Here is a 12,471-nt window from a genome sequence, read left to right as displayed (position 1 = left end):
TCTTTATTAACAAGGGGAGCGCGGTGACGCGTTCCCCTCCGTCTTGAAGGAGAACGCTAGGTGTTAGCACCCTCGCGCATTGTAGGGCTCGATATAGCCCGCTCACTTGCGATTATCGGCATGATAGTTTTGCATATGGCCTCCTTGGTGTGGCATACCAAGGTCATTTTAAATGGCCTGCCCGCCGCACTATTCGCCGTTCTGGCCGGCGTCACGTTGATGCTTATTTCCCGCGATTTCACGGCGACTACGTTCCTGCGCATCATCGCCCGCGGCTGCATAATTACGTTTATCGGCCTTGCCCTGCTGCCCGTGGGCGGCGAGATTCAAATCGTCCTCGTGGTCATCGGCATCACGATGATCCTGGTGTCCTGGGTCCCGCCGCTGCGCTGGTGGTGGAAGCCCCTGCTCCTCGCCGCCGCCACCGCTGCCGCGACCATAAAATATGCGCCGCTGACCCTTCCGCAGGTCTATCCACTGCTGGCCTATTGCGCCTATTTCCTCGCTGGCATGCTGCTCTATGAGGTCTATATCCGCAGCTCCCGCGCCGCTGCCCAGTGGGTGTCCACCGCCATCGCGGCCGCCGTTGCGGCTGCCGGTTTTTACTTCCGCTCTAACCCGGATATGCCTGGTTGGCTGCGCTTTACCGGCCACACCGGCGTGCTAGGAGAGATTGTCCTATCCATCGCCGTCGCCGCCATCGTCCTGCACCTATGCCTGCTTATCGGTTGGACGGTGCCTAAGTTGGCGTATCCCTTTGCTGCGCTGGGCGCGATGTCGCTAAGCATCTACATCCTGCATGTGCTCACCGCTTACTACTGGCAGAGCCACGTTTCCCTCCACAACACCGGGTGGGCCTGCGCGTTTATCGCCCTCTTTCTCGTCCTCGCGAGCCTATGGCGCCGCCTGATAGGGAAGGGGCCGGCCGAATGGGCCGTCGCTAAGACCATCGCCATCGCCGTTCCTGCCGGAAAGAAGGACTAATCATGCAGCACAAAATCTTCCCCGCCCTCCTTACCGCCGGCATCGTGGCATTAACCGCCGCCCCTGCCAGCGCCCTCGAGCGCGGCGAGCCGGCCCAAGACTCGGCCGAGTCTCGCACCGTGGCGCAATTGAAAATCGGGCGCGTGGGCAGCTTCGGCGATTGCACCGGCACCCTCGTGGCCGCCCAGTGGGTCCTTACCGCGCGCCACTGCCTCGAGTCCGTCAACAACGAGGGCACGCAGGCCCGCATCAATGGCACCACCTACGACGCCGATTCCTGGGCGCTATCTCCGCTTTCCGACGCCGCCCTTCTCCACCTCACCACCCCCGTCACCGACACCACCCCGGCCGAGATTTCCACTCACGTGCCAGAACCTGGCCAGCGCGGCACGCTTTACGGCTGGAGCAGCAGTTCCTCCATGGCACGCCGTGGCCAGCTGCCGCAGGCGGAGATGGAAGTGGCCGAGCTCCTCGGCGCCGGCCCTGCTAGCCCCGCCAGCTCCACCGCACCAGGTGCCGCAGACGCCTCCGAGGTTGGCGCCGAGGTTGCCGCCGAGGATGCCGCTGGCGGAGAAAGCATTCCTGCGGCCGAGGCCATGCCGGGGCTCAGCGCACCAGAGGGGACAGAAAGTGTGCCGGCCGGCGAAGCGATGCCGCTGATTGAAAGCGCGATCCTTGATGTGCACTCCACCGGCCGCGCCGGCATGCAGGGCGGTGACTCCGGCGGTCCCTTCTTCGTCGACGGAAAGCTTGCCGGCCTGGCCACCGCGGGAACGGCGAATGGGGATCCGGACTTGCCCTCGCCAAGCGCGGCAATCACCACGCTGGCCGGCACCAAGGATTGGATAGAAGGCGTGGTGAGCGACCGCGATAAAGGCGCCATCCTTTCCGCTAAGACCACCCCTGAACCGCCGAAAACCCCGCAGACCAGTGCAGATCATGCGGGGCTCTATGCGGGCATAGCCGCCATCGGCCTGATCGCCGCCGCGGTGCTGGCGCGGATTCCCCGTCTGCGCAACCGCGGCCGCAAGGGCTAGAAAATCTCGATGCGTCCGCCCAGGGACTCGGATTGGCGCAACTGTGCCACCCACTTCGGGCCGCCTGGGTGCAGGCGCAGCACCGGGCGCGAAGAAATCTTGACCGGGGAGACCGATTCCTTGCGCGCGCCGGAGCGGGCGTCGATGCGGGTGCGGGCGCGGTAGCCGGCGTCGGAAAGCTCAGCGATGGAAGGCTCGGGGGAGTCGAGCTTCTCGCGGGCATCGCGCAGCAAGTCCATGGCCTCGTCCAATGCCTCCACCAACGCCGGCGCATTGGTCTCGCACATCTGCTGCACCAACTCCGGGTGCGTGCCGGCCACGCGGGTAGCGTCCTTGAAAGAACCGGCGGACAGGGACTGCGCCAGGATTCCGCCGTTATCGCCCACCACGGCGAGGATCTCCGCAAAGACGTGTGGTAGGTGGGAGATGCGCGCCACCGCGGCATCGTGATTAGCCACGCGGATAGGCACCGCCTCTGCGTGCACCATCTGAGTCATGCGCACGACCTCGGTGAAGGTCTCAATCCACTGCTTCGGAATCTTTTCTCCGCGTGCCTCGCACTCGGCGGCGTAGTCATAGGTAATGCCCCACGCCGCGCGGCGGAACAGGTCCTTCTGCGAGTTATCCCAGCCGGACTTGGACGTGCCCGCCATCGGGTGGCCGCCCACGTAGCGCGACTCCATTCCGCGCTCCAGCACCTGCTGGCGCACGGCCGTCTTAACGGAAACGACGTCCGTAATACCGCAGCTCGGCGCGTGCTCCTGAATGGCGTCGAGCACCTCGCCCACCGCGCCCATAGGCACGGCTATGACAATGAGCGCGTTCTCCGTTTCCGCGCGGGTCAAAATTGCGGGAAGATCATCGGTGACGTCAAAACCCTGCTTTACTGCAGTGCGGGCGCCGGACGTGGAGTGGTTGTAGCCAAAAACGGGGTGATTGTATCCGGCGAGATCGCGCAGCAAAGAGCCGCCGATGAGGCCGAGGCCAATAATGCAGATAGGGCGTTGAACATCTTGAGAACTCACGATGACAATTGTGGCACAACACGACTAATCTCACGAGGTATGAGCAACGAAAATTACTCCTTCGCAGTAACCGTCGCCCGCAACTCGGGCCAATGGCTAGTGCGCAGATTCAACGATGACTTTGAGGATCCGCAGACCTCCATCAATGCGGTGCGCAGCCTGCGTTCCGAGGGCGCTGCGTTCGCGCTGCTGTGTGTGGAGGATGCCTATTTTATTGCCGTGCGCCCAGTGCCGGGCGGGGTAAAGATGCTCATCTCGGACGCCACCTATGGTGTCGACGATGACTTCGCCGCCGATTTCATGGATATCAACGATCATGAAATCCCGGATGTGGACCCCGAAGAGGCCGATCCTTATGGCGAGGGCGATTTCGATATCTTCGCCGACCTTGGCCTATCCGAGGACCAGGTGGGCTACATCATTGACAATGATGAGGACTGGCCTTCCGATATGTTGCTGCGCATCGCCGGCGAGCTTGGCTTTGGCGATGAGTTGGAAGACGTCATTGATAACGCCTGAGCCCCTGCTGCGCGCTGAGGCTAGGATGCGCCGCGCCCTCGACGTCGCCAAGCGCACGCCAGCCGGCGACGTCCCCGTGGGTGCGGTGCTTTACGACGCCGCCGGAACCGAACTTGCCACCGGCGTCAACCGCCGCGAAGAGCTGGCGGACCCCACCGCCCACGCCGAGGTCGAGGCCATTCGCCAGGCCGTCCGCGTGCACGGCGATGGCTGGCGGCTTTCCGGCTGCGAACTCGTGGTCACCCTGGAACCTTGCGCCATGTGTGCCGGTGCGCTGCAGGCCGCGCGGGTGTCTTCCGTCGTCTTCGGCGCCTTTGAACCCAAGACGGGCGCGTGCGGCTCGCTTATCGATGTCCTGCGTGCCCCCACCGCCCCCTTTACCCCGCAGGTTCGCGGCGGCGTCCTCGAAGACGAATGCGCTGGGTTGCTCCGAAACTTCTTCAACGGCCTGCGCTAAACGCGCGTACACTGGTCGTTATACGACAACCGTCTACTCAAAGGAGTGATTATGGGCGATTTGGAAAACAAGAAGGATGGCCTCGTAGGCAAGGCAAAGGAAGCCTACGGCGACGCTACCGGCAACGAGGACGTAGCTAACGAGGGCAAGGCCGATCAGGTCACCTCCGAGGCTAAGGACAAGCTGTCTGACGCCGCTGAAGGCGTTAAGGACAAGGCCAACGAGGTTATCGGCGGCCTGAAGGACGACTAATCCTCGTTCCTCGTTTCCACATCTCGCTGCGCTGGCACCCCGCCGGCGCAGCGATTTTGTCGCTCGGGCCCACTCCCGTAATCTGGAACGCGGTGGCGTGTCCGAGCGGCCGAAGGTGATCGCCTCGAAAGCGATTGTTGGGTAACCCCCAACCGCGGGTTCAAATCCCGCCGCCACCGCACCGGGATCCCGGCCTGTTTGCGCAGGTCGGGATTTTCTTTTGCCCAATTTTCCGGGAGGCGCGGGGAATCCGGCTGGCTGGCCGCCAGCTGTGAAAACTGGGACGCAGGTGGCTTCGCGATAGGGGATTAGAGGGGATGGCCACTACACTAGGGCAAAGTTCAACCCGTCCCCCACGCGAATGCAAAGGTACATCTACCCGTGGCTAAACTGCTTTATCGTCTTGGGCGCTGGTCTTTCCTCCATAAGTGGAAGGTCATCGTGGCATGGCTGCTGCTGCTCGCCGCCGTCGGCGGTGCCGCCGCCTTGCTGATGAAACCGATGACGAGCGAGTTCTCCATCAAGGGAACCCCGTCCATCGACGCCACCTACAAGACCATGGACCTCTTCCCAGAGGGCGGCAACCCTGCCAACTCGCCCTCGGTCAACGTGGTCTTCAAGGCCCCAGACGGCCAGAAGCTTTCTGATCCCGCCAACCGCGAGGCTATCGACGCCACCATCTCCTATCTCGAGGACAACCTGGAGATGGGCGATACCACGCGCTTTGGCAACCCGCTTGAGGTCTCTCCTCGCCTGCAGGACCAGGTCATCCACCAGTTCACGGATATGGGGCTACCGGAAGCATCCGCCCGCGCGGACGCACATAACCTCGCCATGGTCAATGATGACGAGACCATTGCCTACACCACCTTCAATTTCGACGCCGAGTCGCCCTATAGCGTGGAGCAGGCCGACAAAGACACCGTTACCGACGCAATGAACATCGCCCGCGACCGCGGCCTCACGGTAGAAGGCAATGGTGCCGGCTTCGGCGATGAAATCGCGGTCAATTCCACCTCTGAGATCATCGGCCTCGGCGTTGCCTTTATCGTGCTCATCTTTACCTTCGGCTCCCTGGTGGCCTCGGGCATGCCTTTGGTGTCCGCCGTTATCGGCGTGGGACTAGGCGCGCTGGGCATGTTCATTGCCACCCACTGGATTGAGCTCAATAATATGACCCCGGTCCTGGCCATCATGATTGGCCTTGCCGTGGGCATTGACTACGCGCTGTTTATCCTGTCGCGCTACCGCGCCGAGCGCCGCCGCATGGACGGGCCCGATGCCGCAGGCATGGCGGTGGGAACCGCCGGATCCTCCGTGGTCTTTGCCGGCGCGACGGTCTTTACCGCGCTCTTCGCGCTCCTCATTGCGCGCATCGGCTTCCTGACGGCGATGGGCTTGGCCGCCGCCGGCACCGTGGCCATCGCCGTATTGGTCTCGCTCACGCTCATCCCCGCGATGCTGGGCGTGCTGGGCGATAAGGCCTTCAATGGCCGCATCCCCGGCGTGGCCGGCAACCCGACCCGCAAGGGCAAGCGCCGCCGTGGTCCCACCATGGGCAACCGCTGGGTGCGCCTGGTCCAGAGGGTCCCCGGCCTGGCCATGGCGCTGGTTGTGCTCTCCCTAGGCGCGATGACCGCGCCGGTGCTCCACATGGAGCTCGCCCTTCCGGCCGATACTACTTCCAATCCCGATACCACCCAGCGCAAGGCCGCCGACATCATGTCCGAGGGCTTCGGCCCCGGCGTCAACGGCCCCTTCCTCGCCGTGGTCGATGCCCACACGGTCAACGCGGATGCCGGCGCCCTCGCCCCGCTTGTCGACGCCCAATCCCAGCCCGAACCAGCCCCCGCCCCCGAGGGCGCTGCACCAGAGGATGGTGCGCCGCAGGACGGTGCGCCGGAGGACGCAGCCCCTGAGCAGCCGCAGCCGGACCAGCCCGCAGCCGAGGCCGAGCCGGAAATCGCCCCGGCCGCAGAGGTAGTAGACACCTCCGCAGACGCAGCGGACAATTCCTCGCCGGAGGATAAGGCCGCGCTCGCGTCCTTCCTGTACACCGCGGACCAGCTCAAGGGACTGGGCGGCGTGAAGCACGCACAGATCGTCGGCCTGAGCCAGGACCAGCGCGCCGCGCAGATCATGGTCACCCCAGAAACCGCGCCGACGGACGCCGCGACGGTCAACGTCGCGCATGCGCTTCGCTCGGCCACCGGCGAGATCGAAGACGCCACCGGCACCGACATCGGCCTGACCGGCCTGACCGCCGTGCAGCTCGATATTACCGAGCGCCTCGAGGAAGCCATGGCGCCGTACCTGGCCATCGTCGTGGGCCTGGCCATCGTGCTACTGCTGTTGGTCTTCCGCTCCATCCTGGTGCCGCTGGTTGCCGGCCTGGGCTTCCTGCTGTCCGTCGGCGGTGCCTTCGGCCTGACCGTCCTGGTTTGGCAGGAAGGCCTGTGGAACCTGGTTCCCGCGCCGGGCCCGCTGATTTCCTTCATGCCGATCTTCCTTATCGGCGTGACCTTTGGCCTGGCGATGGATTACCAGGTCTTCCTGGTCACCCGCATGCGCGAGCACATTTCTCGCCACCCGGAGGGCACCGGCGGGCGATATAGCGCCGTCGACGAGGCCACCATCACCGGTTTTACCCAGGGTGCCCGCGTGGTCACGGCCGCGGCAATTATTATGATTTCGGTCTTCGTGGCCTTTATTAATCAGCCGCTGCCCTTCATCCAGATTTTCGGCTTTGCCTTGGCCGCCGGCGTGCTTTTCGACGCCTTCTTTATCCGCATGACCCTCGTCCCCGCCACCATGTTCCTCATGGGCCGCGCGACGTGGTGGATGCCAAAGTGGTTGGCGAAGATTCTGCCCACCCTGGATATCGAAGGCACCGCCTTGGAAGAAGAATGGGAAGCTAAACACGCTACCCCTAGCCCAACCCCTAGCCCTGCACACAAGGAAGAAGAGTAAAGATGGACTTGAGCTTCGACGTCGGCAAGCGCCTGCCCGAAGGCCCCGGCAAGCACGGCCGCAGCGGTGTCATCCACACCCCGCACGGTGATATCCAGACCCCCGCCTTCATCCCGGTGGCCACCAAAGCCACGGTCAAGACGCTGACCCCGGAACAAATTCGCTCTACCGGTGCGCAGGCCATCCTGTCGAATGCGTACCATCTCTACCTGCAGCCGGGCCACGACATCGTGGACGAGGCCGGCGGCGTGGCCGAGTTTGAAAACTGGCACGGCCCGACCTACACCGACTCCGGCGGATTCCAGGTCATGTCCCTGGGCGTGGGATTCAAGAAGGTCCTCGCGATGGATATTGCGGATCTCAGCGATAAGGACATCCGCGCCGCCAAAAAGGAACGCATGGCGCAGGTGGACGAGGACGGCGTGGATTTTAAATCCGTCATCGATGGCTCCAAGCACCGCTTTACCCCCGAGAAGTCCATGCAGATCCAGCACGGGCTGGGCGCAGACATCATGTTTGCCTTCGACGAGCTGACCACGCTGGTTGATACGCGCACCTACCAGGAAGAATCTGTCGCGCGCACGCACCGCTGGGCCAAGCGCTGCCTGGATGAGCACGATCGCCTCACCCGCGAGCGCGCCCACCGCCCGAAGCAGTCGCTGTGGGGCGTTGTTCAAGGCGCGCAGTACGAGGATCTGCGCCGCCAAGCCACCCGCGGCCTGCTCGACCTCGACCGCGCCGCCCGCGAGGACGGCAAGCGCGGCTTCGGCGGCTTCGGCATCGGCGGCGCGCTGGAAAAGGAAAACCTGGGCACCATCGTCGGCTGGGTCTGCGATGAGCTACCCGAGGACAAGCCGCGCCACCTGCTCGGCATCTCCGAGCCGGACGATATCTTCACCGCCGTCGAGGCCGGCGCCGATACCTTTGACTGCGTGGCGCCCACCCGCCTGGCGCGCCGCGGCGGCGTCTACACCCTTGACGGCCGCATGAACCTTACCAATGCGCGCTTCAAGCGGGATTTTGCCGGCGTCGACGAGGAATTCGGCGGCTACGTATCCGAGAATTACTCCCGGGCCTACCTGCACCACCTGCTCAAGGCAAAGGAATTCCTCGCCGGCACGCTGTGCACCATCCACAACGTGGAGTTCATGATCCGCCTGGTGGATAATATCCGCGCCGCCATCGACGGCGGCTACTACGAGGCCTACCGCGATGAATTCCTCGGCCGCTATTACGCCGGCAAATAGTCCTCGCGCTTCTTCACCCACTTAATGACCGCGGCCGTCACCGGCAGCATGACGGCCTCCATCAGGGTCTTCCATACGAAGCCCACGATGACGTAATTGATGAACCCGCCCACGGTGTCTACGCCGATAACCGGCGCGGCGATGGCGCAAAAGAGTAGCGTATCGCCGAACTCGCCCACCACGGTGGAGGCGATAAGGCGCGCGAAGAGGCCCTTTTCGCCGGACCGCTTCTTCATGGCGGTCAGCGTCCAGGCATTCAGCAGCTGGCCCACCAGGTAGCCGGCCAGCGAAGCTGCCAGGATCTGCGGCATCAGGCCGAGCGTGGCGGCGAAGGCCTCTTGGCCCTCGTAGAAATCGGCTGCCGGCAGCCAGATGGCGATATAGAAGCACACGGCCGCCAGAATTGCCATCGCGAAGCCGATGTAGACCGCGCGCCGGGTGGACTTGAAGCCATAGCACTCGGAGAGCACATCGCCGACGATATAGGCTAGCGGGAAGAGGAAGAAGGCGCCGTCGGTAACCAGCGGGCCGAGCTGGACGCCCTTGGTGGCGTTGATATTAGAAATCAGGAAGGTCACCACAAACACGGTGACCAGCCAGGGGTAGAGGGTGGAGCGGACGGGAATGAAGCGCACCTCAGCGCCGTTCGATTTTTCCATGCCCGCCATTGTGCCAGCCCGTAGACTGTGGGCATGAATTCCGCGACCACCGGCGCCGGCCGCTACGCGCCAAGCCCCTCTGGCGATCTGCACTTTGGCAACCTCCGCACGGCGCTTCTGGCGTGGCTTTTCGCCCGGTCCACGGGCAGGCGCTTTGTGGTGCGCGTGGAGGACATCGATAAGCAGCGCTCCTCCCAAGAGGCGGCCGAGCGCCAGTTAGCGGACCTGCGCGCGCTCGGGCTGGACTGGGACGGCGAGGTCATCTACCAACACGACCGCGACGCCGCCTATGAGCAGGCCCTGGCCCAGCTGCCCACCTACGAGTGCTATTGCTCCCGCAAGGATATCCGCGAGGCCTCCCGCGCCCCGCACGCCATTCCCGGCCAGTACCCGGGCACCTGCCGCAACCTCACCGAAGACCAGCGCGCGGCCAAGCGCGCCGAGCTTGCGGCCCAGAATCGCCAGCCCGCCCTTCGCCTGCTTGCCGACGTCCCCACATTCACCATCCACGACGCCCTCCACGGCACCTATACGGGCGACGTGGATGACTTCATCCTGCGCCGCGGCGGCCAAGACACCGGCTGGGCCTATAACCTGGCCGTCGTCGTCGATGATGCCTACCAAGGCATCGACCAAGTGGTCCGCGGCGATGATCTGCTCTCCTCCGCGCCGCGCCAGGCCTACCTTGCCTCGCTGCTCGGCATCGAACCGCCGGAGTATATCCACGTCCCGCTCGTGCTCAATGCATCCGGCGAGCGTTTGGCCAAGCGCGATGGGGCGGTGACCATGCGGGAGATGGGGGAAGAGGGGGACGTCGTCAAGCAGCTGGCGGCCTCCCTGGGGTACGAAGCTCACAGTGCTGCGGATCTGCTCGCGCAATTCGCGCCCGATCGACTCAGCCCTGAGCCTTATATCTGGCGCGGGTAAAATCTGAGCCCATGGAAGTTCTACTGGTGCTCATTGGGCTCATGCTGCTGACCGTGTTCGTCGTCGCCATCGGTGACAAGATTGGGCTGCCGTGGCCGGCCCTGCTGACGATCATCACCGCCTGCGCCGTCTTCGTGCCCGGCCTGCCCCAGTTCGAGCCGCCCACCGAGCTCATCCTGCCCATCTTCCTGCCGCCGCTGCTGTGGGCGCTCGCCCGGCGCACCTCGTGGGGTGTTATCCGCGAGCAATGGGTGACCATCTTGAGCCTGTCCGTGCTGCTGGTGGTCGCCACCACGCTGGCCGTTGGCTTCACGGCCTATGCCTTCCTGCCCGGCATCAGCCTGGCCGCGGCCATCCTTATCGGTGCGGCCATCGCCCCGCCGGACCCCGTCGCCGTTGACGCCGTGGCCGAGCCCGCCGGCATCCCGCGCCGCATCATCACCACCTTGCAGACCGAGGGCTTGTTTAACGACGCCGCCTCTATCGTCGCCTTCAATCTCGCGCTGACGGCCGTAACCCAAGGCGATGAGCTTTCCTTCGGCGGCGGCGTGCTCAACTTCTTCTACTCCGCATTCGTCGCGGGCGGCCTCGGCTGGGGCGTCGGCCGGCTGGTGGCGCTGTTTATTACCCACGTCCACGACGTCACCGCGCGCAACGCACTGACCTGGGTGACGCCGTTTGCGGTCTACCTCATCTCGGAGGAACTCGGCGCCTCCGGCGTTATCGCCGTGGTCATTGCGGCCGTGGAGCTTAATTCCCGTGCCGATATCCAGGCCGAAGACCGCCTGTCCGGCCAGTCCTTCTGGGAGACCATCGAGCTGCTCTTTACCGGCGTGGCCTTTGGACTCATTGGCCTGACGGTCAATACCGCTATCGGGGAGGTGGGCTCGGACCTATGGCACTCCGTGGTGGTGGGCGTCATCTTGTCCCTTGTGGCCTTCGTCGTTCGCTTGGTGTGGATGTACATCTATTACCGCATCAACGTCTCCCGCGGCCGCCCGCGCGTGGCGCCGCTGCGCCTGCAGGAGGTGCTGCTGATGACGTGGTCCGGCATGCGCGGCCTCGTCACCTTGGCACTGGTTTTGTCCATCCCAGCCGGCGTGTTCAGCTTCCACCACGAACTGGCGGTCATTGCGCTGACCGTTCTCCTGGTCACGATGGTGGTACCCGGCCTGCTGCTGCCGTGGCTGATGGAGCGCCTCGACCTCACGGAGGCCTCCCAGATTGCCAGCGATAAAATGCGCGCCGCCGTGGTGAGCCGCGCGCGTGCGGCCAGCATCGAGGCCCTGTCACACTTCCGGCCGGACGGCCACATTACTGCCGACGCCGAAAAGGTCGACCCCGAAATTTCCGCCAACGTGATTCAGTGGTTCGAGGACCGGCTGGGCGATGGCGAGGATGTTTCCGATGATTCCCGCAAGCAGCGCGCCTGGCAGGCCCGCCACGTGGCTCTGGAGGCCCGCCGGACCGCTTTGGCGGCGGCGCAGGAGGAGCTGCTACGCATGCGCGGCGATCGGGCTTATAACCCGGCCATTGTGGACGAGGTGCTCGAGGAGATTGACCGCATGGTTCTAGGCGCCAAGCGCCACTAGGCTGGGCGGCATGGATCCCTTCGATTATGCGCAGCTTGAGGACGCGCTGGATTACCTCTACGACTTCCTCGACCAGGACCTAGCGGACCGCGTGCGCGCCGAGCGCGAATATGTCCCGGCCGGGTTGGAGGGCCTGCTTGCCGACGACTCCCTCGACGACTACGTCTGGCTCTGGATCAAGGACCCAGGCCCGAATGGCTTCCGGCAATACCTGCGCGATGGGGGCTATTCCGAGGCCGAGGTCTCCCAGGCTTTCCTCTGGGCGCGCACCGAGTGGGGGATGAATACGCCGCCGCACGTCGCGTGGCTGAAGGCGGATGGCTATGAGCCACCGGTCATCGATTAGCGGCCAGCGCGGCCGCGCGCCCGTATACAACAAAAATCCCGGCTCCATGCTGTGTAGCAGGAGCCGGGATTTCCTGTGGCGGAGGATGTGGGATTTGAACCCACGAGGGGCGTGAACCCCGCACGCGTTCCAGGCGTGTGACATAGGCCGCTAGTCGAATCCTCCGAGAAGAAACATTAGCAGCCGTGGCAATTATTTTACCAATCGCCAGGTCAGGGGCCATTTTCAGCGATCTAAAGTGGTTTTGTGTCGGATGGTCCTTGGGTTGCGCGCCTGCGGGCGGTGGCGGCCCGTGCGGTCGGAGGCTCATTTGGCTAAACCGGCGCGCGGGCGTTAGAGTATGAGGCAGGATTCCGCGTGGCGTCCATCCTCTGAACTCCCCCAGGGCAGGAATGCAGCAAGGGTCAGGAGGCTCTGGCGGGTGCGCGGGGTCCCCTTTTTGTATGGCGTGCGTTA

The 12,471-nt window shown here is 64.2% G+C and carries 12 protein-coding genes, 2 tRNA genes and 1 other RNA gene; 12 read left to right on the top strand and 3 right to left on the bottom strand.

The genetic code is table 11. The features are described 5' to 3' along the window. The first annotated feature begins 60 nt into the window (after positions 1-60). Together MHY24_RS07740 and MHY24_RS07735 are read left to right on the top strand one after the other, a co-directional pair. A complete protein-coding gene (locus MHY24_RS07740) occupies positions 61-984 on the top strand; it encodes a DUF418 domain-containing protein (RefSeq protein ID WP_239229274.1) in 924 nt (307 codons plus the stop codon). Positions 985-986: 2 nt separating this feature from the next. Then, positions 987-2,021: a trypsin-like serine protease gene (locus MHY24_RS07735; protein ID WP_239229272.1), complete on the top strand. Its 1,035-nt coding sequence runs from the start codon at positions 987-989 to the stop codon at positions 2,019-2,021. Here MHY24_RS07735 and MHY24_RS07730 read toward each other — a convergent pair. Beyond that, the gene (locus MHY24_RS07730) at positions 2,018-3,046 is read right to left on the bottom strand and encodes a prephenate dehydrogenase (RefSeq protein ID WP_239229260.1); all 1,029 of its coding nucleotides are present in this window, start codon (positions 3,044-3,046) and stop codon (positions 2,018-2,020) included. The genes MHY24_RS07735 and MHY24_RS07730 overlap by 4 nt on opposite strands. 39 nt (positions 3,047-3,085) lie before the next feature. Here MHY24_RS07730 and MHY24_RS07725 point away from each other — a divergent pair, with 39 nt between their 5' ends. The 6 genes from MHY24_RS07725 to tgt all read left to right on the top strand — a co-directional run bounded on the left by MHY24_RS07725 (position 3,086) and on the right by tgt (position 8,491). Beyond that, positions 3,086-3,565, top strand: a complete 480-nt coding sequence (locus MHY24_RS07725; protein WP_239194331.1) for a tRNA adenosine deaminase-associated protein — start codon at positions 3,086-3,088, stop codon at positions 3,563-3,565. Between the two features lie 25 nt (positions 3,566-3,590). Next, positions 3,591-4,022, top strand: coding sequence for a nucleoside deaminase (locus tag MHY24_RS07720; protein ID WP_239229258.1), 432 nt, complete (start codon positions 3,591-3,593; stop codon positions 4,020-4,022). Between the two features lie 51 nt (positions 4,023-4,073). Then, positions 4,074-4,274, top strand: a complete 201-nt coding sequence (locus tag MHY24_RS07715; protein ID WP_204610479.1) for a CsbD family protein — start codon at positions 4,074-4,076, stop codon at positions 4,272-4,274. 91 nt (positions 4,275-4,365) lie between these two features. Further along, positions 4,366-4,453, top strand: a tRNA-Ser gene (locus tag MHY24_RS07710). A gap of 202 nt (positions 4,454-4,655) precedes the next feature. Beyond that, the gene (locus MHY24_RS07705; RefSeq protein ID WP_239229256.1) at positions 4,656-7,244 is read left to right on the top strand and encodes an MMPL family transporter; all 2,589 of its coding nucleotides are present in this window, start codon (positions 4,656-4,658) and stop codon (positions 7,242-7,244) included. A 2-nt stretch (positions 7,245-7,246) separates the two neighbouring features. Continuing rightward, the gene (gene tgt, locus MHY24_RS07700) at positions 7,247-8,491 is read left to right on the top strand and encodes a tRNA guanosine(34) transglycosylase Tgt (protein ID WP_005323172.1); all 1,245 of its coding nucleotides are present in this window, start codon (positions 7,247-7,249) and stop codon (positions 8,489-8,491) included. On the opposite strand, the gene MHY24_RS07695 is transcribed toward tgt, so the two are convergent. Then, positions 8,476-9,150 (bottom strand): queuosine precursor transporter, encoded by a 675-nt coding sequence (locus tag MHY24_RS07695; RefSeq protein ID WP_179387271.1) that lies wholly within the window; start codon positions 9,148-9,150, stop codon positions 8,476-8,478. The two genes, tgt and MHY24_RS07695, sit on opposite strands and share 16 nt — an antisense overlap. 33 nt (positions 9,151-9,183) lie before the next feature. Between MHY24_RS07695 and gluQRS the strand changes: the two genes are divergently transcribed. The 3 genes from gluQRS to MHY24_RS07680 are packed head-to-tail and all read left to right on the top strand — an operon-like array spanning position 9,184 to position 12,015. Continuing rightward, entirely contained in the window at positions 9,184-10,077 is an 894-nt protein-coding gene (gene gluQRS / locus MHY24_RS07690; RefSeq protein ID WP_239229247.1) for a tRNA glutamyl-Q(34) synthetase GluQRS, read from the top strand. A gap of 11 nt (positions 10,078-10,088) precedes the next feature. Then, entirely contained in the window at positions 10,089-11,669 is a 1,581-nt protein-coding gene (locus MHY24_RS07685) for a sodium:proton antiporter (protein ID WP_239229228.1), read from the top strand. Between the two features lie 10 nt (positions 11,670-11,679). Continuing rightward, on the top strand, positions 11,680-12,015 hold the full coding sequence (locus tag MHY24_RS07680) for a hypothetical protein (RefSeq protein ID WP_005323168.1): 336 nt from the start codon (positions 11,680-11,682) through the stop codon (positions 12,013-12,015). Positions 12,016-12,091: 76 nt separating this feature from the next. On the opposite strand, the gene MHY24_RS07675 is transcribed toward MHY24_RS07680, so the two are convergent. Next, positions 12,092-12,180, bottom strand: a tRNA-Ser gene (locus tag MHY24_RS07675). A gap of 179 nt (positions 12,181-12,359) precedes the next feature. On the opposite strand from MHY24_RS07675, the gene ffs reads away from it, so the two are divergent. Beyond that, positions 12,360-12,458, top strand: an RNA gene (gene ffs, locus MHY24_RS07670) — signal recognition particle sRNA small type. Positions 12,459-12,471 lie beyond the last annotated feature (13 nt).

The organism is Corynebacterium sp. ACRPQ (assembly GCF_022347225.1).
GTDB classification, from domain to species: Bacteria; Actinomycetota; Actinomycetes; order Mycobacteriales; family Mycobacteriaceae; genus Corynebacterium; species Corynebacterium tuberculostearicum_D.
Note: the sequence above shows the minus strand (reverse complement) of the source record. Positions and strands in the feature narration are given on the sequence as shown.

What these genes read in the sequence shown, in the direction of transcription:
- MHY24_RS07725 (WP_239194331.1), top strand. Translation starts at nt 3,086, where the DNA reads ATGAGCAACGAAAATTACTCCTTCGCAGTAACCGTCGCCCGCAACTCG.
- MHY24_RS07685 (WP_239229228.1), top strand. Translation starts at nt 10,089, where the DNA reads ATGGAAGTTCTACTGGTGCTCATTGGGCTCATGCTGCTGACCGTGTTC.
- tgt (WP_005323172.1), top strand. Translation starts at nt 7,247, where the DNA reads ATGGACTTGAGCTTCGACGTCGGCAAGCGCCTGCCCGAAGGCCCCGGC.
- gluQRS (WP_239229247.1), top strand. Translation starts at nt 9,184, where the DNA reads ATGAATTCCGCGACCACCGGCGCCGGCCGCTACGCGCCAAGCCCCTCT.
- MHY24_RS07680 (WP_005323168.1), top strand. Translation starts at nt 11,680, where the DNA reads ATGGATCCCTTCGATTATGCGCAGCTTGAGGACGCGCTGGATTACCTC.
- MHY24_RS07720 (WP_239229258.1), top strand. Translation starts at nt 3,591, where the DNA reads ATGCGCCGCGCCCTCGACGTCGCCAAGCGCACGCCAGCCGGCGACGTC.
- MHY24_RS07695 (WP_179387271.1), bottom strand. Translation starts at nt 9,150, where the DNA reads ATGGAAAAATCGAACGGCGCTGAGGTGCGCTTCATTCCCGTCCGCTCC.
- MHY24_RS07735 (WP_239229272.1), top strand. Translation starts at nt 987, where the DNA reads ATGCAGCACAAAATCTTCCCCGCCCTCCTTACCGCCGGCATCGTGGCA.
- MHY24_RS07715 (WP_204610479.1), top strand. Translation starts at nt 4,074, where the DNA reads ATGGGCGATTTGGAAAACAAGAAGGATGGCCTCGTAGGCAAGGCAAAG.